Origin of the sequence: Bradyrhizobium sp. NC92, from assembly GCF_025200865.1 — a bacterium.
In the GTDB taxonomy this organism is placed as follows: Bacteria; Pseudomonadota; Alphaproteobacteria; order Rhizobiales; family Xanthobacteraceae; genus Bradyrhizobium.
Genome location: NZ_CP104171.1, coordinates 1,258,612 through 1,284,269 on the forward strand (window position 1 = coordinate 1,258,612; position 25,658 = coordinate 1,284,269).

26 protein-coding genes are annotated in these 25,658 nt (G+C 65.0%); 16 read left to right on the forward strand and 10 right to left on the reverse strand.

Features of this window, described 5'->3' with window-relative positions; translation table 11 throughout:
* Window positions 1-26: 26 nt before the first annotated feature.
* The 11 genes from N2602_RS05900 (at window position 27) to N2602_RS05950 (ending at window position 9,444) form a co-directional block, all read left to right on the forward strand.
* Complete coding sequence (locus N2602_RS05900; protein ID WP_260382042.1) at window positions 27-857, forward strand: urease accessory protein UreD; 831 nt, start codon at window positions 27-29, stop codon at window positions 855-857.
* A gap of 38 nt (window positions 858-895) precedes the next feature.
* Window positions 896-1,198 (forward strand): urease subunit gamma, encoded by a 303-nt coding sequence (locus N2602_RS05905; protein ID WP_007605424.1) that lies wholly within the window; start codon window positions 896-898, stop codon window positions 1,196-1,198.
* 108 nt (window positions 1,199-1,306) lie between these two features.
* Window positions 1,307-1,612 (forward strand): urease subunit beta, encoded by a 306-nt coding sequence (locus N2602_RS05910; protein WP_026202067.1) that lies wholly within the window; start codon window positions 1,307-1,309, stop codon window positions 1,610-1,612.
* Window positions 1,613-1,624: 12 nt separating this feature from the next.
* Window positions 1,625-2,752 carry a patatin-like phospholipase family protein gene (locus tag N2602_RS05915; RefSeq protein ID WP_260382043.1) on the forward strand — a complete coding sequence of 376 codons (1,128 nt, stop codon included), beginning with the start codon at window positions 1,625-1,627 and terminating at the stop codon, window positions 2,750-2,752.
* 13 nt (window positions 2,753-2,765) lie between these two features.
* Window positions 2,766-3,305 carry an HD domain-containing protein gene (locus N2602_RS05920; protein ID WP_172784897.1) on the forward strand — a complete coding sequence of 180 codons (540 nt, stop codon included), beginning with the start codon at window positions 2,766-2,768 and terminating at the stop codon, window positions 3,303-3,305.
* A gap of 34 nt (window positions 3,306-3,339) precedes the next feature.
* Window positions 3,340-5,055 carry an urease subunit alpha gene (gene ureC, locus N2602_RS05925; protein ID WP_212254174.1) on the forward strand — a complete coding sequence of 572 codons (1,716 nt, stop codon included), beginning with the start codon at window positions 3,340-3,342 and terminating at the stop codon, window positions 5,053-5,055.
* A 130-nt stretch (window positions 5,056-5,185) separates the two neighbouring features.
* Complete coding sequence (locus tag N2602_RS05930) at window positions 5,186-5,485, forward strand: putative quinol monooxygenase (RefSeq protein WP_035998129.1); 300 nt, start codon at window positions 5,186-5,188, stop codon at window positions 5,483-5,485.
* A gap of 13 nt (window positions 5,486-5,498) precedes the next feature.
* Window positions 5,499-6,110: an urease accessory protein UreE gene (locus N2602_RS05935; RefSeq protein WP_260382044.1), complete on the forward strand. Its 612-nt coding sequence runs from the start codon at window positions 5,499-5,501 to the stop codon at window positions 6,108-6,110.
* Entirely contained in the window at window positions 6,091-6,819 is a 729-nt protein-coding gene (locus N2602_RS05940) for an urease accessory protein UreF (RefSeq protein WP_260383614.1), read from the forward strand. Before N2602_RS05935 ends, N2602_RS05940 begins: the two co-directional genes overlap by 20 nt.
* Before the next feature lie 39 nt (window positions 6,820-6,858).
* Entirely contained in the window at window positions 6,859-7,482 is a 624-nt protein-coding gene (gene ureG, locus N2602_RS05945; protein WP_025033975.1) for an urease accessory protein UreG, read from the forward strand.
* 300 nt (window positions 7,483-7,782) lie between these two features.
* Window positions 7,783-9,444, forward strand: coding sequence for an HWE histidine kinase domain-containing protein (locus tag N2602_RS05950; RefSeq protein ID WP_172784893.1), 1,662 nt, complete (start codon window positions 7,783-7,785; stop codon window positions 9,442-9,444).
* Between the two features lie 211 nt (window positions 9,445-9,655).
* On the opposite strand, the gene N2602_RS05955 is transcribed toward N2602_RS05950, so the two are convergent.
* The 5 genes from N2602_RS05955 to N2602_RS05975 all read right to left on the reverse strand — a co-directional run bounded on the left by N2602_RS05955 (window position 9,656) and on the right by N2602_RS05975 (window position 13,786).
* Window positions 9,656-10,264, reverse strand: coding sequence for a TetR/AcrR family transcriptional regulator (locus N2602_RS05955; protein WP_172785225.1), 609 nt, complete (start codon window positions 10,262-10,264; stop codon window positions 9,656-9,658).
* 84 nt (window positions 10,265-10,348) lie between these two features.
* Entirely contained in the window at window positions 10,349-11,491 is a 1,143-nt protein-coding gene (locus N2602_RS05960) for an OpgC domain-containing protein (protein ID WP_260382045.1), read from the reverse strand.
* 188 nt (window positions 11,492-11,679) lie between these two features.
* On the reverse strand, window positions 11,680-12,135 hold the full coding sequence (locus tag N2602_RS05965) for a hypothetical protein (protein WP_172784891.1): 456 nt from the start codon (window positions 12,133-12,135) through the stop codon (window positions 11,680-11,682).
* Window positions 12,136-12,223: 88 nt separating this feature from the next.
* Window positions 12,224-12,595 (reverse strand): YqjD family protein, encoded by a 372-nt coding sequence (locus tag N2602_RS05970; RefSeq protein ID WP_172784890.1) that lies wholly within the window; start codon window positions 12,593-12,595, stop codon window positions 12,224-12,226.
* Window positions 12,596-12,673: 78 nt separating this feature from the next.
* Window positions 12,674-13,786, reverse strand: a complete 1,113-nt coding sequence (locus tag N2602_RS05975) for an AI-2E family transporter (protein ID WP_260382046.1) — start codon at window positions 13,784-13,786, stop codon at window positions 12,674-12,676.
* Window positions 13,787-13,992: 206 nt separating this feature from the next.
* Between N2602_RS05975 and N2602_RS05980 the strand changes: the two genes are divergently transcribed.
* Both N2602_RS05980 and N2602_RS05985 read left to right on the forward strand, forming a co-directional pair.
* On the forward strand, window positions 13,993-14,820 hold the full coding sequence (locus tag N2602_RS05980; RefSeq protein ID WP_260382047.1) for a L,D-transpeptidase: 828 nt from the start codon (window positions 13,993-13,995) through the stop codon (window positions 14,818-14,820).
* 16 nt (window positions 14,821-14,836) lie between these two features.
* Window positions 14,837-15,487, forward strand: coding sequence for a DUF2865 domain-containing protein (locus N2602_RS05985; RefSeq protein ID WP_172784887.1), 651 nt, complete (start codon window positions 14,837-14,839; stop codon window positions 15,485-15,487).
* A 47-nt stretch (window positions 15,488-15,534) separates the two neighbouring features.
* Here the strand turns inward: N2602_RS05985 and N2602_RS05990 are convergent, their stop codons facing one another.
* Window positions 15,535-17,628 (reverse strand): methyl-accepting chemotaxis protein, encoded by a 2,094-nt coding sequence (locus tag N2602_RS05990; RefSeq protein WP_212254179.1) that lies wholly within the window; start codon window positions 17,626-17,628, stop codon window positions 15,535-15,537.
* A gap of 272 nt (window positions 17,629-17,900) precedes the next feature.
* Between N2602_RS05990 and N2602_RS05995 the strand changes: the two genes are divergently transcribed.
* Window positions 17,901-18,056: a Thivi_2564 family membrane protein gene (locus N2602_RS05995; RefSeq protein WP_130363252.1), complete on the forward strand. Its 156-nt coding sequence runs from the start codon at window positions 17,901-17,903 to the stop codon at window positions 18,054-18,056.
* A gap of 61 nt (window positions 18,057-18,117) precedes the next feature.
* Here N2602_RS05995 and N2602_RS06000 read toward each other — a convergent pair whose 3' ends face one another.
* From N2602_RS06000 to cysD, 4 genes are all read right to left on the reverse strand, one after another.
* Window positions 18,118-18,318 carry a CsbD family protein gene (locus N2602_RS06000; protein WP_008546815.1) on the reverse strand — a complete coding sequence of 67 codons (201 nt, stop codon included), beginning with the start codon at window positions 18,316-18,318 and terminating at the stop codon, window positions 18,118-18,120.
* A gap of 163 nt (window positions 18,319-18,481) precedes the next feature.
* Window positions 18,482-20,647 carry a malate synthase G gene (locus N2602_RS06005; RefSeq protein WP_260382048.1) on the reverse strand — a complete coding sequence of 722 codons (2,166 nt, stop codon included), beginning with the start codon at window positions 20,645-20,647 and terminating at the stop codon, window positions 18,482-18,484.
* 297 nt (window positions 20,648-20,944) lie between these two features.
* On the reverse strand, window positions 20,945-22,861 hold the full coding sequence (cysC, locus tag N2602_RS06010; protein WP_260382049.1) for an adenylyl-sulfate kinase: 1,917 nt from the start codon (window positions 22,859-22,861) through the stop codon (window positions 20,945-20,947).
* Window positions 22,862-22,880: 19 nt separating this feature from the next.
* Window positions 22,881-23,675, reverse strand: coding sequence for a sulfate adenylyltransferase subunit CysD (gene cysD, locus N2602_RS06015; RefSeq protein ID WP_172784883.1), 795 nt, complete (start codon window positions 23,673-23,675; stop codon window positions 22,881-22,883).
* A gap of 235 nt (window positions 23,676-23,910) precedes the next feature.
* Here cysD and cysG point away from each other — a divergent pair, with 235 nt between their 5' ends.
* Window positions 23,911-25,335 (forward strand): siroheme synthase CysG, encoded by a 1,425-nt coding sequence (gene cysG / locus N2602_RS06020; protein WP_260382050.1) that lies wholly within the window; start codon window positions 23,911-23,913, stop codon window positions 25,333-25,335.
* Window positions 25,332-25,649 (forward strand): DUF2849 domain-containing protein, encoded by a 318-nt coding sequence (locus N2602_RS06025; protein ID WP_172784881.1) that lies wholly within the window; start codon window positions 25,332-25,334, stop codon window positions 25,647-25,649. The genes cysG and N2602_RS06025 overlap by 4 nt, the downstream gene beginning before the upstream one ends.
* The last annotated feature ends 9 nt before the right edge of the window (window positions 25,650-25,658 follow it).

A 25,658-nucleotide genomic window follows, 5' to 3' on the forward strand; every position in this document is an offset into this window, starting at 1 on the left:
CTGCCGCGACCGGCTGGGGGAGACGGATGCGCAGCGAATTGTCAGCCACATCCACGCTGTTCGAGGCCAACCGCGCCCGCGGCGCGGTGCGCTTCGACGTGCATGCGCGCGCCGGCGTGACGCGTCGCGGCGCCTTGCATGAATCCGGTTCGCTCCGCGTCCGCTTTCCCTCGCCGGAAGATCAGGGTCTGTCCGGCGTGTTCGTCAATACGGCCGGCGGAGTTGCTGGTGGCGATCGCTTCGATGTCGAGATAGCGGCGGCGGATGGAGCGCGGCTGACGCTGACCACAGCGGCCGCCGAAAAGGTCTATCGCACGCCCGGAGCTGCGGCGCAGCTCAACATCGCCCTGAAGGTCGGCGCGGGCGCGCATCTTGCCTGGCTGCCTCAGGAGACGATTCTGTTCGACCGCGCCCGCGTGCAGCGCCGCTTCGACATCGATCTCGACGAGGCAGCCTCGCTCCTGCTCTGCGAAATCGTGGTGTTCGGCCGCACCGCCATGGGCGAGCGGATGGAGCAGGGCGAGTTCATCGACCGTTGGCGGCTGCGCCGTGGCGGCCGGCTGGTGTTCGCAGAGACGGTCCGGCTCGACGGCGACATCGGCGGCAAGCTTGCACGGCCCGCGGTCGCCAAGGGTGGCGCGGCGATCGGCACAGCCCTGATCGTGCCCGGCGACGAGGCCCTGGTCGAGCGCATCCGGGAGTCGTCGGAATCGTTCTCCGCCGAGGTCGGAATCTCGGCCTGGAATGGCTTTGCAATGGCGCGGTTCTGTGCCCAAGATGCGGCGCGCTTGCGCGCCGACATGATGACGGTGCTGGCACGCACCGGTGCGGCCCTGCCGCGGCTCTGGTTGAACTAGACTGGTTGAATTGACGTGCTGAACGGAAGAGATGTCGCATGAACCTGTCTCCCCGCGAAAAGGACAAGCTTTTGATCTCGATGGCGGCAATCGTGGCCCGGCGCCGGCTGGACCGCGGCGTCAAGCTCAACCATCCCGAGGCGATCGCGATCATCTCCGATTTCATCCTCGAAGGCGCCCGCGACGGCCGCACCGTCGCCGAGCTGATGCAGTCCGGCGCGCAGGTGCTGACCCGCGACCAGGTGATGCCAGGCATCCCCGAGATGATCCACGACATCCAGGTCGAGGCGACCTTTCCTGACGGCACCAAGCTCGTCACGGTGCACGAGCCGATCCGCTAAGTGTCATTCCGGGGCGCCCGCAGGGCGAACCCGGAATCCAGAGATTGTTGACCGAGATTCCGGTTTCGGCCCTTCGGGCCGCCCCGGAATGACAGAGGAATGCAAAACATGATCCCCGGTGAACTCTTCATCCAAGACGGCGAGATCGAGCTCAATGCCGGCCGCAAGACCGTGACGTTGACTGTGGCCAATACCGGCGACCGCCCGATCCAGGTCGGCTCGCACTATCATTTCTTCGAGACCAACCCGGCGCTGAAGTTCGACCGCAAGAAGGCCCGCGGCATGCGCCTCGACATCGCCGCCGGGACCGCCGTCCGCTTCGAGCCCGGCCAGACCCGCGACGTGCAACTCGTCGCCATGGCGGGGAAGAAGACGATCTACGGTTTCCGCGGGGATGTGATGGGGAAGCTGTAGGGCAGGCCTGCCATGAATACCGTCCTCAAGGACAAGGTCGAGATTGGACTCGTGCTCCAGGGCGGCGGTGCGCTCGGGGCCTATGAGTTCGGTGCGATCGAGGCGCTTCTGGAATTGATGGATGCCATCCATGCCGAGGGCAGGACCGTTACGCTGGCCGCGGTCACCGGAGTTTCCATTGGCGCGATAAATGCGGCCTGCGTGGTTGGCGCGACCGATCGGGCCGATGCCAAAAGGCGCCTGCAATTGCTGTGGTCGGAGCTTTCGCTGGAGTCGCGGAATTATTGGTGGGGTATCGCCAGCCAGGATTTCGCTTTGTTCGGCGTGCACGGTTTCTACAAGCCTCGTTATGACTACTGGAATGTCTTCCGCTGGACCAATTTCTACAACACCGAGCCCATGCTCGGGACGTTGGCGAGACACGTGAATTTCACGGCGCTGAACAACAGCCCGACCACCTTCGTCGTCACCGCAGTCGACGTGTCGTCCGGCGAGTTGGTGCGTTTCTGCAACCATCCGCACAAGGGCGAGAAGCGGACCGAGATCGGTCCTCGCCATGTGCTGGCAAGCGGCAGCCTTCCGCCCGGATTTCCGGCGACGCCAATCGGCGACGCGAATTTCTGGGACGGCGGCATCGTCGACAACACGCCGCTCGGCGATGCGATTGATGCGTTTTCCGGATCGGACGACGTCGATCGCATCCTGGTCGTGATGAACTTGTTTCGAAGCAAGCGTGCGGCGCCAAAGAACATGATCGAGGTCAATGATCGCTTGAGCGAGCTGCGTTATGGCAACCGCCTGCGCCAGGACGGTGCGAACGCAGCGGTCATCAATGAATTGTTGCAGACCGTGGAGGCGCTCTACGCCGCCGTTCCCGTAGAGGCGCGGGATCCGCAGCTCGTTGACAAGGTCTCGCGTGCGCAGCGTTTCAAGACCCTGGGCGCCATCACCAACATCGACCTGGCCGATACGGGTCTCATGAAGGAAGCCGGTCTTTCCGCGGAGTCCCGGGACTCCGGCGCTTTTCGCGATTTTTCGGCCGCGGGAATTCAGCGGCGTCGCGAGGCCGGATACAAGCTTGCGCAATTGAAGCTGCAGGACGTATTCAGGACGCGCGGTCTGCTGCCGGTGCTTCATTGACCAGGAGGCTCCAGTGATTTCCCCGATCCGCCTCGTCTCAGAAGCTGCCGAGCTCGCTGCGCATCGTCATAACGGCATGGCGCGCAAGGGCCGCGGCAATGAGCCCTATATCAATCATCTCGCCGAGGTCGCGAACCTGCTCGCGACCGCGACCGACGGTGCCGATGCCGAGCTCGTTGCGGCCGGCTGGCTGCACGATTCGATCGAGGACACTGACACCACGCGCGAGGAGCTCGCGCAGAGATTTTCCGAGCGTGTCGCCTCGCTGGTTGCCGAGTGCACCGACGACATGAGCTTGCCGAAGGCAAAGCGGCGGCAGAAGCAGATCGACGACGCGCCCCACAAATCGCCGGGCGCCAAGCTGATCAAGATCGCCGACAAGATCAGCAATACGGGCGCGCGCATTCAAACCGATCCGAGCGCCGAGGAGCGCGAGGAACTCGCCGACTATATCGGCTGGGCCACGCAGGTCGTGGCGGGGTGCCGCGGCGGCAATGCATGGCTCGACGAAAAATTCGACGATGCCGTGAAGGCAGCAAAGGCCTTGCTGTGACCAACCAGACATTCAATCGCAAACGGGGCTTGTGATGTCCGTCAAGATGAAGCGTTCCGTCTATGCCGACATGTTCGGCCCGACCACCGGCGACAAGGTGCGGCTGGCCGACACCGACCTCGTCATCGAGGTCGAGAAGGATTTCACCACCTATGGCGAGGAGGTGAAGTTCGGCGGCGGCAAGGTGATCCGCGACGGCATGGGGCAGTCGCAGGTCACCAACAAGCAGGGCGCGGCCGACACGGTCATCACCAACGCGCTGATCGTCGACCATTGGGGCATCGTGAAGGCCGACGTTGCCATCAAGGACGGCCTGATCGCAGGCATAGGCAAGGCCGGCAATCCCGACATCCAGCCCGGCGTCACCATCATCATCGGACCCGGCACCGACGTGATCGCGGGCGAAGGCAAGATCCTCACGGCCGGCGGCTTCGACAGCCACATCCATTTCATCTGCCCACAGCAGATCGAGCACGCGCTGATGTCAGGCGTTACCTCGATGCTGGGCGGCGGCACCGGCCCCTCGCACGGGACGTTCGCGACCACCTGCACGCCGGGGCCCTGGCACATCGCGCGGATGATCCAGTCGTTCGACGCCTTCCCGGTCAATCTCGGCATTTCCGGCAAGGGCAACGCCTCGCGCCCCGCGGCGCTGGTCGAGATGATCAGGGCCGGTGCCTGTGCGCTGAAGCTACACGAGGATTGGGGCACCACGCCGGCCGCGATCGACAATTGCCTGTCGGTGGCGGACGATCACGATATCCAGGTGATGATCCACACCGACACGCTGAACGAATCCGGCTTCGTCGAGGACACGATCAAGGCCTTCAAGGGCCGCACCATCCACGCCTTCCACACCGAAGGCGCCGGCGGCGGCCACGCTCCTGACATCATCAAGGTCGCCGGCCTGAAGAACGTGCTGCCGTCCTCGACCAATCCGACGCGCCCCTTCACCCGCAACACCATCGACGAGCATCTGGACATGCTGATGGTGTGCCACCACCTCGATCCCTCGATCGCGGAAGATCTGGCGTTCGCCGAAAGCCGCATCCGCAAGGAGACCATCGCGGCCGAAGACATCCTGCACGACCTCGGCGCGCTCTCGATGATGTCCTCGGACTCGCAGGCCATGGGCCGGCTCGGCGAGGTCATCATCCGGACCTGGCAGACCGCCGACAAGATGAAGAAGCAGCGCGGAGCCTTGCCGCAGGACAACGGCAAGGACAACGACAATTTCCGCGTCAAGCGCTACATCGCCAAATACACCATCAACCCCGCGATCGCGCATGGCGTGTCGAAGCTGATCGGCTCGGTGGAGAAGGGCAAGCTCGCCGATCTCGTGCTGTGGTCGCCGGCCTTCTTCGGCGTCAAGCCGGACTGCATCGTCAAGGGCGGCACCATCGTCGCGGCGCCGATGGGTGATCCCAACGCCTCGATCCCGACGCCGCAGCCGGTGCACTACCAGCCGATGTTCGGCGCGTTCGGCAAGGCGCGTACGGCATCCTCGGTGGTGTTCACCTCCAAGGCCGCTATCACAGGTGGCCTCGCGCGAAAGCTCGGCATCGAGAAGAAGCTCTATGCCGTCCAGAATACCCGCGGCAGGATCTCCAAGAAGAGCATGATCCACAACGACGCGACGCCCAAGATCGAGGTCGATCCTGAGACCTATGAAGTGCGCGCCGACGGCGAGCTCCTGACCTGCGCTCCGGCGGAGGTGCTGCCGATGGCGCAGCGATATTTCATGTACTGAAATAGCGCCTCAACGCATGTCCCCGGCGGTGTCCGGGGATGGCTTTTTGCGGTTTTGCGTTCGGTCCCGCCTGGTCTAATGTCCCGCCCGGTATCGTAACCCTTTAGAAGAAAAGCCGGGAGGATTTCTCGTGATCTACGTCGTTGCCACCCTGACCATCAAGCCCGAGACGCGCGCCGAGTTCATCGCGGCCGCCACCGCCTGCATCAAGGAGACGCGGAAGGAGCCCGGCAATATCGCCTATGATCTGCATGAGAGCGTCACGGACCCTGCCAAGATGGTGTTCGTCGAGCAGTGGGAGAATATGGAAGCGCTGGGGCCGCATCGTGCTGCCGAGCACATGAAGACGTTCGGCCGCGTTGCGGTGAAATGCTTCACGGCGCCGCCGAAGATCGAATACATCACGCCCGAGAAGGTCGAGACACGGTAAAGAGGGACGACGCATGATCCGGGCGACGCAGGTCAGGGGACAGCACCTCTTCACGGAAGCACCCGAGGACACGGTCGTGCTCGACTTCGACGATCGGCACCGTCGTCGCATGGCGATGACGGGAACGCGGGGCCTCGAATTCCTGCTCGACCTGGAGCATGCCGTCGCGCTGCGCGGCGGCGATGCGCTGGTGCTTGAGGATGGAAGGCTGATCGAGGTGGTCGCGGCGCCCGAGCCGCTGCTGGAAATCCGCGGCCGCGATCCGCACCACCTCGTCCGCGTCGGCTGGCATCTCGGCAACCGTCACCTGCCGACGCAGATCTTGGCCAAGGCCCTGCGCATCCGCCGCGATCACGTCATCGAGGCGATGGTGAAGGGCCTCGGCGCGCGTGTGATCGAGATCGAAGCGCCGTTCGATCCCGAAGGCGGCGCCTATGCCGATGCCGGCCATGCGCATGGACACGACCATGCGCATCACGATCACGGCCATCATCACCATGACCATGGCCACCACCATGATCATGCCGCGCACGACCATGGCCATGAGCACCACCATCACCACGACGAGCATTGCGATCATCCCGATCATCACCACGGCCACAAGCATGCTCATGACCACAAATGAGCCGGTCGGCGCCGGTGGTCTTGCCGAGGGCGAGGCGGCGGCGCTGTACCGGCTGATGACCTGGCTCTCGCCGGCGTTCCCGGTCGGCGGTTTCTCCTATTCCAGCGGCATCGAATGGGCGGTCGAAGCCGGCGACGTCACCGACACGACGACGCTGGCGGATTGGCTCGATGCGATGCTCGCTGACGGCTCGGGCTTCTGTGACGCGACGTTTCTGGTCCACGCCTATCGCGCCACGGAATCGGGCGAGACGGCCGCTTTGAACGAGATCGCCGAGCTTGCAAGCGCCTTCGTGCCGTCGCGCGAGCGGCAGCTGGAGACGACCTCGCAGGGCCGCGCCTTCATCGACATTGCCCGCGCCGCGTGGGATGCCGACGGACTGGATGCCACGGTCGCGGCATGCAGCGCGCCACTGATCTATCCGGTCGCGGTCGGCGTCGTTGCCGCGATGCACGCCGTGCCGTTGGCGCCGACGCTGCACGCCTTCCTGCATGCGCTGGTCTCGAACTGGATTTCCGCGGCCAGTCGGCTCATTCCGCTCGGCCAGACCGATAGCCAGCGTGTGCTGGTGAAGCTGGAAGCCGCCGTCGCCGCCACCGCCAATCGCGCGCTGGCTGCAACCTTGGACGATCTCGGCAGCGCGACGTTCCGGGCCGACCTCGCCAGCTTGCGGCACGAGACGCAATATACCCGGTTGTTTCGGTCGTGAGAGGCGCGGCCTTCAAGTCATCAGGAGAGAACAAGTCACATGGCGAAATCTCACGGTCCCTTGCGTGTCGGCGTCGGCGGTCCGGTCGGATCGGGCAAGACCGCGCTGATGGACCTGCTCTGCAAGACCATGCGCGAGCGCTATGACATTGCGGCGATCACCAACGACATCTACACCAAATGGGATGCGGAGTTCCTGGTGCGTTCGGGATCGTTGACGCCGGATCGCATCGCGGGCGTCGAGACCGGCGGCTGCCCGCACACGGCGATCCGCGAGGATGCCTCGATGAATCTCGCTGCGGTCGCGGACATGCGCGCCAAGTTTCCCGGACTTGACCTCGTGCTGATCGAATCCGGTGGCGATAATCTTGCTGCCACTTTTTCCCCGGAGCTGGCCGACCTCACCATCTACGTCATCGACGTCGCCGCCGGCGACAAGATCCCGTCCAAGGGCGGCCCCGGCATCACCCGGTCCGACCTCCTGGTCATCAACAAGACCGACCTCGCGCCCCATGTCGGCGCCTCCCTGGAGAAGATGGAGACGGACGCCAGGCGCATGCGCGGCGAGCGGCCCTTCGTCATGACCAACCTCAAGAAAAGCGAGGGGCTCGACCGCATCGTCGGCTTCATCGAGGCCAAAGGCGGCCTGAAACGGGCGGGCTGACCGGACGCGACCAGTTGGCGCAGGTGTTTTTCGCCGTTAACGAGCTGGGCCACGCCGCAACCCGCGGAACAAATTTGGGACATGGGGATTAACTACCTCCGGCGCCCGGGGCGAATTCATCCCGGCCAGACCATCGGCCGGACGGATTAAGCTTTTCAGGCGACCCAAGTTGCGTACTGATGTCTCCTCCTTCATTATCTCCGCCACTGGGGTTTACCCTGCTTCGGCCCATGGCCGTTCGAGCGGCGTTCATGTGCTCCGTGTTCATTGCCGACCTCCTGCTTTCGCCTGAGTAATCGCGTGGTCAGGCTGGGTTTCATCATCGGCTTCATCGCTCTGCTCGGGGCCTTGCTCTCCGGGCTTGCGGCTTATCGCGTCCACGACCAGGAGCTGGCGCTGGACCGGATCGCGCTGGCGCGTGCGATCGATGTGCATGCGAGCCTGGTCCAGGACCGCCTGACCGAGCGGGAGCTGCTCGCGCGTGTCGCCTCAGGCTTGTTCCGCGCGCCGTCGGTGATCAAGCCGAACATGCTGGAGCCGCTACGCTCGGCGATCTACGCCTTCAAGACCGACTTCGTGGTGGCTGGGTGGGTCGCCCGGCTGAAGCCGGACGAGCTTGCGGCGGCGCAGGCCGCCCTCGCTGGCGCCGGCTTCCCCACTCCGCAGATCCGCTCGTATGACGACAAGCCGATCAACCCTGCCGATGTCACCCAGCCGATCGACGTACTGTTGGATCTCGAGCCGCGCAGCAACGAGACCAGGATGTTGCCCGGCCGCAGCTACGATCAGGATCCGGTTCGCAGCGCGATGCTGACGCGCGCGCGCACCGAGAAGAGGTCGGTTGCCTCGGACCCGGTGCCGTTGATCCGCGGAAACGGAGCGATCGGCATCATCGTGGCTGCGCCCGTCATTCCCGAGGGAGCGACCGAGCCCGCCGGGTTCGTGACGTTTTCCTACGAGCTCGCCTCGCTGATGCTGGCCAATGACGACATGTCGCTGTTCGCGGTGGCGCTCAGGGATCCGCGCAAGGACGGCGGCGAGCTGATCGCCAACGATCAGGGCGTGGTCTCGACGCGGATGGCGGCGGCGGACGGGCCGGCGCCGTCGGCGACGCGCACGGTGAGCTTCGGCGGCCGCGATTGGCAGCTCGGCTACTACGCGAAGACCAATTCGGTGCGCCGCGCCGAGCAGACCGCGATCATCGTGGCGGCGATCGGCTTTGCCATCACCGCAATGGTGTGCGGCCTGTTCGGTTATGTCGCCTACAACAATCTGCGGCTTAGCCGGGAGATCCAGGTCAGGATCGGCTTCGAGCGCCGGCTGACCGCGGTCATCGACGAGCTCAACCACCGCGTCAAGAACATCCTGGCGGTGATCCAGTCGATCGTGACGCGCACCTTGCGCCACGGTTCGGACATCGACAGCGCGCGCGAGCTCCTGATCGGACGCATCCACGCCATGTCCAACGTGGTGTCGCTGCTTAGCGAGAGCCAGTGGCAGGGCGTCAAGTTGAAGGGCCTGTTCGAGGCGCGCGCGATTCCGCATGCCGATCGCATCGCGGTCACCGGCCCCGACATCGCGGTCAGCGCGCGAGCGGCGCAGAGCCTGTCGCTGCTGTTCTTCGAGCTCGCCTCGCATTCCGACGAGGGCCTGTCATTGGTCGGCAAGCACCCCCACATCACAGCCAACTGGACGGTGACGGGCGAAGATGGCCACGAGGTCTTCCATTTTCGCTGGGAGGAGTTCAACACCAGCGAGGCGACGCGGCGGCCCGATTCCGATTTCGGCCTGATCCTGCTCGACCGCGTCGCGCCCGAGGCGCTGGGGGGGACCGCCAAGCGCTTCTTCACGGACGTCTCCTACGTCTATGAATTGACCGCGCCGATGGAGACGGTGGTCGACATGACCGAGCGCGACCGCACGGACAAGATCTCGGCGCCGGTCAGGCCGGCGCGAAGTTAGAGCGGAATGGCTTTAGGTCGAATCGATTGCCGCGGCTCGTTCACCTCTCCCGCTTGCGGGAGAGGTCGCGCCGTAGACGCGGGTGAGGGCTTTCTCCTCTAGGGGACTGTCCCATTGCGGAAACACCCTCTCCCCAACCCTCTCCCGCAAGCAAGCGGGAGAGGGAGCCCAGCTCCGTCGTTGGAGCGATCAAGCCTCATCGCATCGCGCTTTAGCTCTTCGGTCGCAACACCAGCTCGACGAGGTTGCGGGCGTAGCCAGGTGTGATCGGCGCGATGCCGAAGATGTAGCGGTAGAACAGGCTGCCATAGATCGCGTCGTAGAGATTCTCAGGGGGACCCTCGGCCTGAATGCTGCCGTCCTTCTGGCCGGCGGCGATCATGTCCACCAGCGCGTCGCGGCGGAATTGCAAGTAGCGGGCGTAGAACAGCTCGGCCGAGCCGGTCTTGGAAATGCATTCTGAGATCACGGCGAGCTGCACCTTGCCGAATTCGCCCTGGAGCGCCTCGGCATAGGCGGTGGCGTGGCGCCGCGCGCGCGCCGCGGGCGTGCCGGCGCTCGCAGGCGGCAGCGGCAGCATCTGCGCGGCATGGTGGAGGAATGCGTCGATCAGCAGCGCTTCCCGCGACGGCCACCATTTGTAGATCGTCATCTTCGACACGCTGGAGTGGCGCGCGATCGCATCGATGGTGGTGGCGGCAAGGCCGGTGGTCGCCATCAGTGCATAGGCGCTTTCGAGGATGGCGTTGGTGGTCTCGATCGACCTTGGCCGGCCGCGCCGGGGCGCGCTCTCCGCCTCTTCACGCCCGTCTTTCGCCATCGCCACGCCCGGTCTCCTCACGCAGAGTCCCGGCATAGCGCAGGGGCGGCTTTCGGCCTAGCAGAATCGCACGCTTTTTTGGCTCTACGCCTGCCGCCGCAGGGCTGCCGGCAGATCCTGCCGTTTCGACCAGGCGATGTAGTAGGCGAGCCCGGTCATCGCGGCGAAGCCGGTGATGCTCACCGCCACCTGCATCACCACCAGGTTCGGCCCGGTGATCAGGATGAGGTGGCCGGCGAAGGACAGGAACACGGCGACACAGAATACCGCGAGCCATTCCTCACCGCATGCGATCACCGCTTGCAGCGGTCTCCATCTCAGGCCGGGGTGATCGGCCGGAATGAGATGGGTCGCAATGAACGCGAGGGCCAGGAAATGGACCACGCGATAGGGCGCGAGGTTTTCCTTGTCGGTCGGCGCGATGCTGTTGAGGAGGAGATCCGGCAGGTAAGCGGATAGCGTCGGCGAATGGCGCATCAAGGTGACGGCCATCGCGAAGATCAAATAGGCGCCTGCGAGGATCCGCAGCCAGGACATGCCGCGCAGCGCCCGCCCCGGCGCACCCGTCACGGCGAACCAGCCGCCCAGCACCATCAGCAGCTGCCAGCACAGCGGATTGAAGGTCCATTCCCCGTCCGGATAGATCCGAAAATTCCAGCCGAACCAGCGCGCAGCAAGATACAGCGCGACCGATGCCGCCAGCGTCAGGTTCGGCCCCCGCAATAGGCCCCACAGCACGAGCGGAAAGAACGCCATCAGCGGGATCATCAGCTGCAGCAGGTCGAGATTCAGCGGCTCTTCCTGGAGCACGAGACCGCGGACCAGGATGCGCAGCGGGTGCTCGAGAATTCCGGAGATGTTGTATTCGTGGATGATCTCCGGCGCCATCGATTGCGAGGCGACATAGGCGATGGCGTCGATATAGATCACGAACAGCACGACATAGGCGGCATAGAGCCGCCAGACCCGGCGAAAGATGCGCGTCGCTGCGACCACATAGCCGCGCTCCAGCGCCATCCTGCCGTGGATGATGGCAACGCCGTAGCCCACCACGAACACGAACAGGTCCGCCGCGCCGCTGAAGCCGAAATTGCGGAGCGTCAGCAGGTTGACGACGTTGTTCGGAATATGGTCGACGAAGATGGACCAATTGGCGATGCCGAGCGTCAGATAGAGCCTGGCGTCGTGCTGGAATGCGGCGAGGTTCGCCTTGACGGACGGTTTCATTAAGTAAAATAGCTTTGGGAATCAGGATGATGCTTTTAGCGGCAATCGCCTGCCCATCCGAGTAGCGTTTGCGTGAGCGGCAAGGCAATCGCGCCGAACGGCGCAGAAATGCGGCCCTCGCCCTCTATCGAATTGGGATAGATGCGCCCAAAGGACTTACGACGAAATTTTCTAACCCGCTCCGATCGCTACTCGGCAGGCTCCGCCGACACCTCGTCGGCCACGCCGGCGCGGCTCGCCAGGATGCCGAGGGCGACGCCCCCGATGGCCAGGATCGGCAACAGCCGCTTGACGCCAATGGCGCGAACGATCTGTAGCCCGGTGGCGAGGAGCATCGGATCTGCAAGCATGCTCTGTGCGGCTGATTTCGCGGCGCGTTCGGCCGCGATCTGGGCGCGCTTCTGCACCTCGCGCTTGTAGCCCCAATAGGAGCCTGCCGCGGCCAGGGTCAGCAGGAAGAAGATGCCGGCGCCGGCAAGACAAGCCTGCACCGGGCCATATTTCTGCAGCACCCAGATGAAGACGGCGGCACAGAGGAAGCCTGTCGTCACGAGCAGCGCGAAGGCAGCGCCCGCGGCCAGGGAGGTCAGCCGAACAGTCGTGCCGGTGGATGCACTGATGCTGTCGATGATGCGCTGAAACATGGCCTTGCTCCTCAATCCCCGCCAGCCGAATCGTCACGGGCCGACAGCGGCCGCGTGTCGCTGCCGTCTCAAATGAACGGCGGCATCCTTAGCGGCGCCAGGCGGCGCCGATCAGGAAGCCGATGCCGAGCGCCAGCCCGACGGTCGCCAGCGGCCGCTGCGTGATCGCATCTTCCAGCGTCTCTTCGATCGAGCCGTAGGCGTCTTGTGCGGCTTCCATCATCGCGCTGCCGCGCTCGGACATGTCGTCCATCGCGGAATCCATGTTCTCGCGCGCCTGGCGATAGCCGCGGCGAGCCTGCTTGCTGGTGGAGTTGGCGAAAGTATTGAGCGCGTCGGTGATCTGGTCGGTGAGGGCGGCGATATCGCTTTTCACGGCTGCTACATCCTTTTCGAGGCGGTCTCGGGTGGCTTTGTCGGTCCAGTCTCTCATCCCGGTTTCGGCATTGGGCGTGGACATCGGGAGCTCCGAACTGTTGACGGCTGAGATGGGCGGAGAACGTTTCGTCGCCGGGTAAGTTCCGTTCGCTGAAACCGGTCAGGCTTGCGGAAGCTGCGGCGAATTCTCCGGCAACAGGTGGTCCTTCAGGATCAGCGCGACGATCAGGAGCGGCGACGACAGGAACGCACCCATCGGCCCCCACAGCCAGGTCCAGAATGCGAGCGCGAGCAGCACGGCGAGCGCGTTCAGGGCGAGCCGCCGGCCAATGATCGTCGGTGTGATGAAGTGCCCCTCCAGAAAGGTGAGGCCGCCGAAGGCGAGCGCGGCCATCAGGCCGCCGCCGATGGTGGGAAAGGCGATCAGCCCCACCACCACCAGCACCGCGAACATCGCCACGGGCCCGATGATGGGGATGAAATTGAGCGTGGCCGCCAGCGCGCCGAGCCCGGCCGGATTGGGCATTCCGGTGAGCGCGCAGATCAGGCCGGTGGCGACGCCCACGCCGACATTGATGAGGGTGACGGTGAGCAGATAATTGCCGAGATGGACCTCGATCTCGTTGAGGATCCGGAGCGTGCGCAGCCGCGCGTCGCGATCGCTGAAGGTCATGATCATGGCTCGCCGCAGGTCGCGCCAGCTTGCGATGAACAGGATCAGGGTGACGAAGAACAGCAGAAATTCGGTAAAGGTCGGTGACAGGAATTCCAGCGTCGGCTGCACCCACTCGACCTTGGGCATGTGGATGCTCGGCAATCCCTCCGAGCCGCCGAGCATGGCTTGCATCTCCCGCCAGAGCGCAAGCGGCCGATCGAACACGTGCAGCTTGTCCCGCAGTTGCGCGCCGAGCTCCGGCAGGCGCGTGCTCCATGCCATGACCGGCGAAGCGATCAGCGCCACGACGAAAGCGACCACCGCGGTCACCGCGACCACGATCAGAACGGCGCCAAGGCTGCGTGGGACCTTGCTCCGCTCCAGGAAGGTGGCCGCCGGAGACAGCATGGTCCCGGTGACGAACGCCATCACGACCGGCAGGAAGAACGCCTTGCCGACATAAAGCACGGCGACGATGGCAATCAGCAACAGGCCGGCCAGCGCGAACGCGACGAATTCAGTGCGGCGGATCACCGGCGGCAGCTCGACATGGCTCTCGGGGAGCGGTTCGCTTTCGCCGTTGCCGGAAATCAAACGGTCACTGGGTAGGACGCGCACAATATCTCTCCCGCACGGAATCCGCGATCCGCGCGCCCATTGATGACCTCACAACGCGTGGGCGGTATGCCGGTTCCATCGCGGCTTCGTGAACGATGGCTCGCTTGACTGTGACGTCGCTGCCGCACGCGGCAACGGAACTTCGATCCAGCCGGCGGAGTTTGTTGGGCAGCGCATCACCTGATGCACATCCAACGGGGCAGCTCATGACAAAGTTGTTTGCAGTCCGTCGCAGCTTCTCGCCGCGCGCCGTCGGCGCATTCGCTTTCGCAACCGCTCTGCTCATGGCGCCCATGGGCACCGCGAGCGCGCAAACCTTCGGCTATGCGCCGATGCAGCGGGTGTACCCGCAGGACCTGTACTCGCAGGGTCAATACTCGCAGGGCCAAGGCTATTCGCAGCAAGCCTATTCGCAGGATGACCTCAACGAGGCGCCGCAAGTCGCCGACGAAGATGCTCAGTTGCCCGACCGGCTGCGCAGGCAGATCGTCAGCTTCGATAGGAGCGAGGCGGCTGGTACCATCGTCATCGATACCAACAGCACCTATCTCTACTACGTGCTCGGAGGCGGCCGCGCGATCCGCTACGGCGTTGGCGTCGGCCGCGAGGGCTTTACCTGGTCGGGCGTGCAGAGCGTCAGTCGCAAGGCCGAGTGGCCGGACTGGCATCCGCCGGCCGAGATGATCGCGCGCCAGCCCTATCTGCCGCGCTTCGTCGCCGGCGGCCCCGGCAACCCGCTCGGTGCGCGTGCGATGTATCTCGGCTCGAGCCAATACCGCATCCACGGTACCAATGATCCCTCCACCATCGGAAAGTTCGTCTCCTCCGGCTGCATCCGCATGACCAACGAGGGCGTCATTGACCTGTTCAATCGCGTTAATGTCGGCGCCAAGGTCGTGGTGCTACCGAAGAACGCGCCCTTGATGGCCAGAGGAGGCGACAAGGCCGGCGAGCCCGTGCGCAGGCGGCCGGCCGTGACGACGCTGCCCTCGGGTCGGCAGGCGTTGAACATCACGTCGTCGGCCGTGAATTAAGCGTGAGCGAGGTCATATGAGCAGACGCCTGATTGGCAAATGGACTGGCGGAACGGTGATCCTGATCGCGATCTCCGCCGGTCTTGCATCGGCGCCGTCGGCGCATGCGGAGGATTTCTTCTCGGCATTGTTCGGCGGCTTCCGGATGCGGCCGCCGCCGGAAATCCGCATGCCGTTCCCCAATGACGATGGGCCGCGCTACGATGGGCCGCGTCAGCGGGCCTCCTATGGCGGCGGCGCGGCCTATTGCGTGCGCGGCTGTGACGGCCGCTATTTCCCGGCGCAGGGCAGCGATTCCGAGAGCAAGGCGCAATCCTGCAAGAGCTTCTGCCCAGCCGCGGAAACCTCGCTGGTCTACGGCAGCAATATCGACGACGCCTCTACGGAGAACGGAAAGTCCTATTCCGACCTGCCGAACGCGTTCCGCTTCCGCAACGAGATCGTCGCGGGCTGTACCTGCAACGGCAAGGACCCGGTCGGGCTCGCATCGGTCAAGGTCGAGGACGATCCGACCCTGCGCAAGGGCGACATCGTCGCCGGAGCCGGCGGCCTCGTGGTCGCCAGCCGCAACGCCAATGACCGCCGCGGTGTCGCGATGAATTTCTCGCCGCTGCCGGAATCGGTGCGCGCCAGATTCCGCCAGGTCCCCGTAGTGGCGAAGGAGTAGCTTCGGCTTCCGAACGGCGTCCTCGCGACGCGCGGAGCCGGCGTGCCCTACGCCGCGCGGATCTTGCCCAGGAAATCGCTGACCTGCTGACCGAGCTGGCGGCTTTGCGTCTCCAGCATCTCGGAGGCCTGCTTCACGTTCTCCGCGGCACCGGCTGCGGTGTCGGCATCGGCCTTCACGCCGGTGATGTTGTCCGAGACATTCTTGGTTCCCTGCGCCGCGTATTGCGTGCTGCGGGTGATCTCCTGCGTAGCGGCGCCTTGCTCCTGCACTGCGGCCGCGATGGCGGTAGCAACTTCGTTGACTTCGCCGATGATGCCGCCGATCGCCTGGATCGCGTTGATGGCATCGCCCGCAACCTTCTGGATGTCGGCGATCTGCTCGGAAATCTCCTCGGTCGCCTTCGCGGTCTGACTCGCGAGTGACTTCACCTCGGAGGCGACCACGGCAAAGCCGCGGCCGGCATCACCGGCGCGCGCCGCCTCGATCGTGGCGTTGAGCGCGAGCAGGTTGGTCTGCGCCGCGATGGTGTTGATGAGGCCGACGACCTCGCCGATGCGCCCCGCCGACTGCGCCAAGCCCTGCACGGTGCCGTCGGTTTCGCGCGCCTGGGTGACGGCGCGGCTGGCGATGCCCGCGGCATGCGCGGCCTGCTGGCTGATGTCGTTGATGGAGGCCGAGAGCTCCTCGGCCGCTGCCGCGACGCTTTCGACACTCGTGGAGGCCTCGTTCGAGGCCTTGCCGGCAATCTCGACGCGTTCATTGCTCTGGCGCGAGACGGCCGACAGGTCGCCCGAGGTCTTGCGCATCTCGCCGGAGGCCTCGCTCAGCTCGCCCAACGACTTGCGCACGGCGCTCTCGAACTCGCCGACATGGGCCTCGACCACGCGCTGGCGGGCGGCGGCGCCCGCATTGCGTTCACGCTCCTGCTCTTCGATCTTGAGCTTCTCGGCCGCCTGCTGCTTGAAGGTCTCCAGTGCGCCGGCCAGTGCGCCGATCTCGTCATGACGGTCGAGATAGCCGCTGTCGACGGCGAGGTCGCCGCCGGCGACCTTGAGCATGGCGTCGCGGATGGTGTTGAGCGGGGTGATGACGCGGCGGCTGACCAGCATGGTCGCGCCGACGGCAAGCCCAATGGCGAGCGCCAGGAGCCCAAGCTGCACGATCAGCGCGCGCTGCGCGGCGCCGTGTTGCTCCAGCGTATGGACCTTGGCGGCGTCGAGGGCGGCTTCTGCCACTGCGACGGCATTGGACAGGCGACCGACCGTGACCGGGGTCCATTGATTGGCTGTCATCTCGGCCTTGTCGCCCTTCACCAGCGTCTCCGCGAGGCGGTCGCGCAGGGCGAGATATTGCGGATCGAAATAGGCGGACTTGACCGCGGTCATGGCGGATGACAGTGCGGACGGCAGCTGCATGCCCGATGCCGACAATTCCAGCGCCTTCCACATCGCGGCCGTGCCGCCGACATATTGGGTGTAGGACTGGTGAGCCTCGGGCGTGATCTTGCCGGCGTTAAGGCCGGTCGAGACGATGAGCGAGGCTTCGCCGGCAGTGTTGCGCAAGAGCCATGCGTTCTGCTTGATCGACAGCAGCTGATCGATCGCCGCGTCCTGGTGATTGACGGTCCCGGCCAGGACGCTCGAGAGCTTGTCGAGCGTGTCGAGCAGGCCTTGCGTCGTCTCCATGTATTCCTTCGGCAGGCCGGCGCGGCGCTGATCCTTGGGCTTGGCGACGTCCTCCCAGAACTGCTTCTGCTGCTCGCTCGCGGATTTGTAGAGGCGCGCGAGCTCCGGCACCAGCGTGCCGGATTGCGGAAAGTCGATGGCCGGCAACAGCTCGAGCGCATGCGCCATCGCCGGCATCTCGGCGTCGCGGATCGCGCGCAGATATTTCTCGATGTCGGCGTCCATTGGCGTGGTCGCGTTCAGCAGCCTGTTGCTGGTGGAGCGATCGGTCCGCAGATTGTGCATCGCCTTGAACAGGTCGGCGGACGCGTCCGCGATCTGCGAGATCCGGCTGGCGGTCCTCAGCCGATCCCAGGATGCGTAGGCGGTGAGCGAGAGCGCAACGACCACGCAGACCGACGTGATCGCGATCACGGCCTTGAGCAGCGCGGATACGGTCAGACGATTCAGCATCGAGGTCCCCCAATTTCCATGTCGAGTTCGCGGAGGGCGCCCGGCAACAATCGAAAAGGAGGAGCCCTGTGGCATCGGCAATCACATGCCGTTGGCGCCTCATGGCCAGACGGTTTCTGCATGTGAGAGGAAAAGGGTAAAGTTTTAGGCAGCCAAGCTACCGGTAAAAATACGCATTTACTAGAAGTTGCAATGGGTTGCGTTGATGGAACCAGCGCGCGAGGCCAGCGTTAGGACATCGTTAGCAATTTGCCAGAAGGGGGGTCCCTGCAATGCTGATCGGCGTCCTCGTCACCTTTCTCGTCGTCATTCTCGTGCTTTATCTGATCAATATGCTGCCGATGGACGGCCGCGCCAAGCAGATCGCGCGCGTGATCGTCATCATCATCGGCGTCGTGTCGCTGCTGAAATATCTGACAGTATTCTAGCGGGGGCTACTGCTCCCAAACAAAAAGCCCCGGCCTGAGCCGGGGCTTCGTTCATGCTGCGCTAGTGCAGCGACTTCAGCCAGTCGTCGACGTCCTGACGAACCTGGTCCTTGGCCTTGCCGTAGCGTTCCTGCAGCCGGCCCTCGAGCTGCTCGCGGCGGCCCTCGATCAGTTGGAGGTCGTCATCGGTGAGCTTGCCCCATTTCTCCTTGGCCGATCCCTTGAACTGCTTCCAGTTTCCTTCGATCCGATTCCAGTCCATGACCATCTCCCATGGGTTGATGGCCCGACAACGCGAGGCGCACGCAGCCTGTTCCGCGCCAAGCCGCGACGTTTCGCGCAAGAAAAAAGCCCCGGCGCGGGCCGGGGCTTTTGACGGTTCCGTGACTTCGTTCAGCCCAGCGCCTCTTTATCCAAGAGCCTCTTTATCCAAGAGCCTTGGCCTCGCGGCGGCGCGCGGTGAGGATGTATTCGGTGTAGCCGTTCGGCTGCTCGCGCCCCTTGAAGACGAGTTCGCAGGCCGCCTTGAAGGCGACGCCGTCGAAGGCGGGCGCCATCGGCTTGTAGATCGGATCGCCGGCGTTCTGCTTGTCGACGACGACCGCCATGCGCTTGAGCGATTCCATCACCTGCGCCTCGGTGATGACGCCCTGGTGCAGCCAGTTGGCGAGGTGCTGGCTGGAGATGCGCAAGGTGGCGCGGTCTTCCATCAGGCCGACATCGTGGATGTCGGGCACCTTGGAACAGCCGACGCCCTGGTCGATCCAGCGCACGACATAGCCCAGAATGCCCTGGCAATTGTTGTCGATCTCCTGCCTGACGTCATCGGGCGCCCAGTTCGACTTCGACACCGGAATGGTCAGGATGTCGGACAGTTTTGCCCGCGGTCCGCCCTTGGCGAGTTCTTCCTGGCGCGCGATCACGTTGACCTGGTGGTAGTGCAGCGCGTGCAGCGTCGCCGCTGTGGGCGAGGGCACCCAGGCGGTGGTGGCGCCGGCCTGCGGATGGCCGAGCTTCTGCGCCAGCATGTCCGCCATCTTGTCGGGGGCGGCCCACATGCCCTTGCCGATCTGGGCGTGGCCCGGCAGGCCACAGGTCAGGCCCATGTCGACGTTCCAGTCCTCGTAGGCCTTGATCCAGGCCTGCGCCTTCATCTCGTTCTTGCGGATCATCGGGCCCGCTTCCATCGAGGTGTGGATCTCGTCGCCGGTGCGGTCGAGGAAGCCGGTGTTGATGAACATGATGCGCTTGGAGGCGCGCTGGATGCAGGCCTTGAGGTTGACGGTGGTGCGCCGCTCCTCGTCCATGATGCCGACCTTGAGCGTGTTCTCGGGCAGGCCCAGCATCTTCTCGACGCGGTCGAAGATCTCGCAGGTCAGCGAGACCTCGTCCGGGCCGTGCATCTTCGGCTTGACGATATAGGCCGATCCCGTGCGGCTGTTCTTGACCTTCGAATGGCCCTTGAGGTCGTGGATCGCGAGCAGGCCCGAGACGGCGGCATCGAGCAGGCCTTCCGGAACCTCTTCGCCCTTCTCGTCCAGCACCGCGTCGGTGAACATGTGGTGACCGCAATTGCGCATCAACAGCAGGCTGCGGCCGTGCAGCTTGACCTCGCCCTTGCCGTCAGGCGTCTTGTAGAGGCGGTCGGAATTGAGCGAACGCGTCAGCGTCTTGCCGCCCTTCTCGAAATCGGCCGACAGCGTGCCGTTCATCAGGCCGAGTGTGTTGCGGTAGACCAGCACCTTGTCCTCGGCATCGACCGCGGCGACCGAGTCCTCCATGTCGAGGATGGTCGAGACCGCGGCCTCCATGATCATGTCGGCGACACCGGCCGGATCGTCCTTGCCGATCGCGCTGCTGCGGTCGATCTTGACCTCGATATGCAGGCCGTTGTTGACGAGCAGCACGGCGCTCGGCGCGGCGGCATCGCCCTGGAAGCCGGCGAACTGTGCGGCGTGCTTCAGCGCGGTGGCGTTGCCGCTCTTCAGCTTCACTGCGAGCTGGCCCGCGACGACGCTGTAGGCGGTGACGTCGGTGTGGCTGCCGGTCGCGAGCGGCACGGCGTTGTCGAGGAACGCCTTGGCCTTGGCGATCACCTTGTCGCCGCGCGCCTTGTTGTAGCCCTTGCCGCTCTCGGACGGGTCGTGCGGGATCGCGTCGGTGCCGTAGAAGGCGTCATAGAGCGAGCCCCAGCGCGCATTCGCCGCGTTCAGCGCGTAGCGCGCATTGGTGAGCGGCACGACCAGCTGCGGGCCGCAGATCTTGCCGATCTCCTCGTCGACATTGGCGGTCTCGACCTTCTGCGTCGCCGGCTCCGGCACGAGATAGCCGATCTCCTTCAGGAAGGCGGTATAGGCATCGAGGTCGAACGCCTTGCCCTTGTTGGCGCGGTGCCAGTCGTCGATCTTGGCCTGCAGATTGTCGCGAAACCCGAGCAGCTCGCGATTCTTCGGTCCCAGCTCCTTGATGATGCCGGCAAGCCCGGCCCAGAACGCATCCGGCGCGATTCCCGTTGTCGGGGCGGCTTCCTTGGCGATGAAGTCAAACAGAACAGGGGCGATCTTCAATCCGTGGGCGTCGACGCGTTTCATGATGGGCTTTCTTGTTGGAAATGGCTGTTTTTGGCTGCTTTTGACTCGACAGCAGCAAAATGCGCCCACGCGGGGCGGCTTTCCGGACCTATTAGCCCCAAAATCAGGGCGGTGAGAAGACCCCCGGGGGCTTGTCAAAATGTCAAGAGGAGGTGGGAGAAGCCCCACGCACCGGTGTCGTTCCCCGCGAAAGCGGAGAATCCAGTACGCCGCGGCTTCTCCGTATCCCAACGCTGTCTCTGGAATATTGGGTCGCCCGGTTCACACCGGGCGACGACAGCGGAGACTGGGGCGACCTCAAATGTTCGCAGCGAGGTCCACGAGCTCGTCGAACAGCACGCCTGATGTCTTCAGCATCTGCTCGATCTCGTCAGCCGCCTCGGCCACGGTCCGCTTCGACGTGTCGATCACGAGCTCGGCAGCCTCAGGCTTCTCGTAATCGTTGCCGATGCCGGTGAACGAGGCGAGCGCGCCGGCGCGGGCTTTCTTGTAATGGCCCTTGGGATCGCGCTCCTCGCACACTTCGGCCGGCGTCGCGACATGGATCTCGCGGAACGCGGTATCGGCGATGCGGCGCGCGGCGGCGCGATCTTCGCGCGCGGGCGAGACCGCCGCGACGATCGCGATGTGCCCGTTGCGGGCGAGATGTGTCGCGACCTCGGCGAGGCGGCGGATGTTCTCGCTGCGATCGGTGGCGGAGAAGCCGAGATCGCTGTTGAGCCCGGCGCGCAGCGTGTCGCCGTCGAGCAGGATCGGCGAGCCGCCATTGGTGAAGAGACGCCGCTCCAGCGCCCGCGCCAGCGTCGACTTGCCGGAGGCGGGCAGGCCGGTGAGCCAGACCACGGCACCGTTATGGCGATAGCGCGCCGAGCGCTCGTCGCTGCGCAGCGCCGATTCCACCGGCACGATGTCGACCGGCACGGCACGCTGGCCGGCATCGACCGACAGCACCAGGCCGCCGCCGGCGATGCGTCCGGACACCTCTATGACGAGGCGGCCGGTGCGCGGATTTTCGGTGTAGGGATCGGTCGCGATCGGATTGGACAGGGAGATGTCGATCTCGCCGACATGGTTGCGGCCGATCGCCTTGTTCTCGCTGCTCGAGAGCTCACCGGGATCGACCGCCTTCTCGATGGCGACAACGGTGGCGCGGCTTTCCTTCGGTCCGCAGCGCACCAGCAATTGGTCGCCCTTGGCGAGCGGCTTGTCGTGCAGCCAGAAGATGCGCGCGCGCAGCCGCCGCGTCTCGCGCGGGGCGCTGCCCACATGCGCGATGATGTCGCCGCGCTCGATGAACAATTCGCGGTCGAGCGTGATGCCGACCGAGCGGCCCGCGCCTTGCCGGCTGGCGACCGGCGTCACCGGCCAGCTCTCGACCGTCTTGATCTTCGCGATCTTGCCCGCGGGCATGATCACGATCTCGTCGCCGGCAATCAGGCTGCCGGATTCGATGCGGCCGGCAACGATGCGACGGTCGTCGAACTTGTAGATCGCCTGCACCGGCAGCCGCAGCGCCAGCGCTTCCAGCGGACGCGCCGGCTCGAGGCGATCGAGCGCCTCGACCACGGTCGGCCCCTTGTACCAGCCGATGCGGTCGGTACGCTCGGCGACGCCGTCGCCGTCGCGCGCGGAAATCGGGATCACGGCCGTGGGCGTCACGCCGAGGCCGTTCAGATGCGCGGAAATCTCGTCGCTGATGTCCTTGAAGCGTGCGGCGGAGAAATCGACGCGGTCCATCTTGTTGACGACGACGGCGACCTGCTTCACGCCGAGCAGATGCAGGAGATAGCCATGCCGCCTGGTCTGGTCGCGCACGCCCTCCAGCGCATCGATGATCAGCACCGCACCGTCGGCCTGCGAGGCGCCGGTGATCATGTTGCGCAGGAATTCGGCGTGGCCGGGCGCGTCGATCAGCACGATGTCGCGCGAATTGGTGCGGAAGCGGATCTGCGTGGTGTCGATGGTGATGCCCTGGTCGCGCTCGGTCTGCAGCGCGTCGAGCAGGAACGACCATTCGAACGGCATGCCGCGCCGCGCGCTGACAGCTTTCAGCATTTCGAGCTTGCCGTCGGGCAGGCTGCCGGTTTCATGCAAGAGGCGGCCGACCAGCGTCGACTTGCCGTGGTCGACATGGCCGACGATGACGATGCGCACTTGCGGACGCGTGGTGCCGCTCGGGGTCGCAGGCGAAGCGGGAGTGACGATCATGTTCATAGCCGCAAAGCGTCCTTGATCAGAGATAGCCGGCGACGCGCAGACGCTCGAAGGCGTCCTCGGTCTCGTGGTCGAGCGCGCGCCCCGAGCGCTCCGGCACCTTGGTCTGCTCGAGCTCGATCAGGATCTCGTCGATGCTGGACGCCGTCGAATTCACGGGGTTGGTGATGTCCTGATCGCCGAGCGAGCGATAGCGCTTGCCGTCCTTGGCGAGGTACAGGGGGATGATCGGAATGTTCTCGCGCTTGGTGTAGGCCCAGATATCGGCCTCGGTCCAATGCAGGATCGGATGGATGCGCAAATGCGCGCCTTGCGGCGGCGAGGCGTTGAAATGGTCCCAGAACTCCGGCGGCTGGTCGCGCACGTCCCAATTGCCTTCGAGCCCGCGCGGCGAGAACACGCGCTCCTTGGCGCGGGTCGCTTCCTCGTCGCGGCGGATGCCGGCGATCAGGCCGTCGAAGCCATACTTTGCGAGAGCCATCTTGAGGCCCTCGGTCTTGCGCGCGGCGGAACGGGCGGCCGGCGGCAGCGTCGGGTCGACCGCATCGATCGGCGGGCAGGGCTCGACGCGCAGATCGAGATCCCATTCCTTCCCGTAATGATCGCGGAAGCGATACATCTCCGGAAACTTCTTGCCGGTGTCGACGTGAAGGGCCGGAAACGGCATCTTGCCGAAGAAGGCTTTCCGCGCCAGCCAGATCATGACGTTGGAGTCCTTGCCGAGCGACCACAACAGGGCAATCTTCTTCAGCCGGGCAAAGGCCTCACGGAAGATGTAGATGCTCTGCGCTTCGAGCTGATCGAGATGATCCATGCTCGGGGCGGTCAGCCCGACTGGAATTTGCTCAGAAATGGGCGCGCGAAAGTTCTGCCCATCTGCACCGGAATCCGTCCTGAGAAGATGCATCTCTGCCACTTTGCGTTTGGAGGCGAAAATTCTATAGTTGCGGTGCAGAAGAGAAGAAAAAAATTTCTCTTTGCGCGCTCGAAACGAGACATATATAGAAAATAATTCCAGTCAACCCCGTTTGTGGGGAAGCGAGTATCGCATGCGGTTCTTGCCGGTGTTTCTCGATCTCAAGGCCGGCCCGGTGATTCTCATCGGCGCGGGCGAGCTTTTGCGCGCCAAGCTGCGCGTGCTCGCCGCTGCCGGCGCGCGGCTGCGCGTGCATGCGATCGACGGCAATCATGACCTCGGCCTGGGCTCCGAAGATGCGGCGCGCATCGAGATCGCGGCGAGCGATCCGCTCACGGCCGATCTTTCAGGCGTCATCGCTGTCGTCTGCGCGGGCGCGGGCGATGTCGGTGTGGCCATGTCGGCTCGCGCCAAGTCGCTCGGCCTTCCCGTCAACGTCATGGACGACCTCGAGCATTCCAGCTTCATCTTTCCGGCCATCGTCGATCGCGGCGATGTCGTGGTCGCGGTCGGCACCGGCGGCACCTCCCCGGTGGTGGCGCGGCGCGTGCGCGAGAAGATCGAGGCGCTGCTGCCGGCGCGCATCGGCGAACTCGCCGAGTTCATCGGCACCTTCCGCAAGTCCATCAACGAGCGCATCGCCGAGTTTCCGCTGCGCCGCCGCTTCTGGGAGCGCGTCATCGACGGTCCGATTGGCGCCGCCGTGCTCGCCGGACGCAAGGCTGAGGCGGACGCTTCGCTCAAGGCCATCTCCGATCCCTCCGCCTTCGCGCGCGCCGACAAGCCGGAAGGCTCGGTCGCGCTGGTCGGCGCCGGCCCCGGCGATCCGGATCTGCTCACCATCAAGGCGCTGCGCGCGCTCCAGGACGCCGACATCGTCTTCCATGACGAGCTGGTCTCGCCCGAGATTCTCGATCGCATTCGCCGCGATACCACGCGCGTTGCGGTCGGCCGCCGCGTCGGCAAGCCCGGCATCGGCCAGGACGCCATCAACAAGCGCATGATCGAGGCCGCGCAATCGGGCCAGCGCGTCGTGCGGCTGAAGGGCGGCGATCCCTTCGTGTTCGGCCGCGGCGGCGAAGAAGTGGAAGCGCTGCGCGCCGCCGGCGTCGCCTATTCGATCATTCCCGGCATCACTGCAGGCCTAGGCGCCGCTGCCGATTTCGAGGTGCCGCTCACTTATCGTCACGAAGCGACCCGCATCACCTTTCTCACCGCGCACAAGTCGCGCGATGCCGAGAACGTGGATTGGTCGACGCTGACCGACACGAAGATGACCGTCGTGGTCTACATGGGCGTGACCGCAGCGCCCGCCGTGCGCGCCGGCCTGTTCGCGGCCGGTCGCTCGCCGGAGACGCCGGTCGGCGTGTTCGCCCGCGTCACGCGACCCGAGGCCCAAGGCGCGATCGGCCCGCTGCGCGACCTGCCGGAACTGGTGCGGCGGATCCATGGCGGTCCCGCCATCCTCATCATCGGCGACGTGGTCCGGCATGCCGGTTCGCTTCGCCGCCAGACTCCCAAGCAAATCATCTCTGACCTATTGGATGCAGCCGAATGACCTCTCCGCTCGAACAGAAGAAGATCAAGATCGCCGGCCCCTCGGTCGTGACGGCCAATCGCACCTGGGACGGCATCGTGGTCTACCGCACCGCCGCCAAAAGCTGGTCCGCCGAGCTATCGGAAGCCGCCATCGTGCGCAACTCCGACGAGGCCAAGGCGTTGCTTGCGGAAGCCGTGGCCGATGACGTCGGCGCCATCGGCCCCTATATCGCGCCGGTGGAGATCGGCGACGATGGCAAGGTCCTGCCCGGCAATCTGCGCGAACAGATTCGCCGCACCGGCGTCACAATCGGACAGCCGGCCCAGGTTTAAGGCACGCAC

Coding starts and splice junctions, on each gene's coding strand:
- N2602_RS05900 (WP_260382042.1), top strand. CDS start 27: ATGCGCAGCGAATTGTCAGCCACATCCACGCTGTTCGAGGCCAACCGC.
- N2602_RS05905 (WP_007605424.1), top strand. CDS start 896: ATGAACCTGTCTCCCCGCGAAAAGGACAAGCTTTTGATCTCGATGGCG.
- N2602_RS05910 (WP_026202067.1), top strand. CDS start 1,307: ATGATCCCCGGTGAACTCTTCATCCAAGACGGCGAGATCGAGCTCAAT.
- N2602_RS05915 (WP_260382043.1), top strand. CDS start 1,625: ATGAATACCGTCCTCAAGGACAAGGTCGAGATTGGACTCGTGCTCCAG.
- ureC (WP_212254174.1), top strand. CDS start 3,340: ATGTCCGTCAAGATGAAGCGTTCCGTCTATGCCGACATGTTCGGCCCG.
- N2602_RS05935 (WP_260382044.1), top strand. CDS start 5,499: ATGATCCGGGCGACGCAGGTCAGGGGACAGCACCTCTTCACGGAAGCA.
- N2602_RS05940 (WP_260383614.1), top strand. CDS start 6,091: ATGCTCATGACCACAAATGAGCCGGTCGGCGCCGGTGGTCTTGCCGAG.
- ureG (WP_025033975.1), top strand. CDS start 6,859: ATGGCGAAATCTCACGGTCCCTTGCGTGTCGGCGTCGGCGGTCCGGTC.
- N2602_RS05955 (WP_172785225.1), bottom strand. CDS start 10,264: ATGGCGAAAGACGGGCGTGAAGAGGCGGAGAGCGCGCCCCGGCGCGGC.
- N2602_RS05960 (WP_260382045.1), bottom strand. CDS start 11,491: ATGAAACCGTCCGTCAAGGCGAACCTCGCCGCATTCCAGCACGACGCC.
- N2602_RS05965 (WP_172784891.1), bottom strand. CDS start 12,135: ATGTTTCAGCGCATCATCGACAGCATCAGTGCATCCACCGGCACGACT.
- N2602_RS05970 (WP_172784890.1), bottom strand. CDS start 12,595: ATGTCCACGCCCAATGCCGAAACCGGGATGAGAGACTGGACCGACAAA.
- N2602_RS05980 (WP_260382047.1), top strand. CDS start 13,993: ATGACAAAGTTGTTTGCAGTCCGTCGCAGCTTCTCGCCGCGCGCCGTC.
- N2602_RS05985 (WP_172784887.1), top strand. CDS start 14,837: ATGAGCAGACGCCTGATTGGCAAATGGACTGGCGGAACGGTGATCCTG.
- N2602_RS05990 (WP_212254179.1), bottom strand. CDS start 17,628: ATGCTGAATCGTCTGACCGTATCCGCGCTGCTCAAGGCCGTGATCGCG.
- N2602_RS05995 (WP_130363252.1), top strand. CDS start 17,901: ATGCTGATCGGCGTCCTCGTCACCTTTCTCGTCGTCATTCTCGTGCTT.
- N2602_RS06000 (WP_008546815.1), bottom strand. CDS start 18,318: ATGGACTGGAATCGGATCGAAGGAAACTGGAAGCAGTTCAAGGGATCG.
- N2602_RS06005 (WP_260382048.1), bottom strand. CDS start 20,647: ATGAAACGCGTCGACGCCCACGGATTGAAGATCGCCCCTGTTCTGTTT.
- cysC (WP_260382049.1), bottom strand. CDS start 22,861: ATGAACATGATCGTCACTCCCGCTTCGCCTGCGACCCCGAGCGGCACC.
- cysD (WP_172784883.1), bottom strand. CDS start 23,675: ATGGATCATCTCGATCAGCTCGAAGCGCAGAGCATCTACATCTTCCGT.
- cysG (WP_260382050.1), top strand. CDS start 23,911: ATGCGGTTCTTGCCGGTGTTTCTCGATCTCAAGGCCGGCCCGGTGATT.
- N2602_RS06025 (WP_172784881.1), top strand. CDS start 25,332: ATGACCTCTCCGCTCGAACAGAAGAAGATCAAGATCGCCGGCCCCTCG.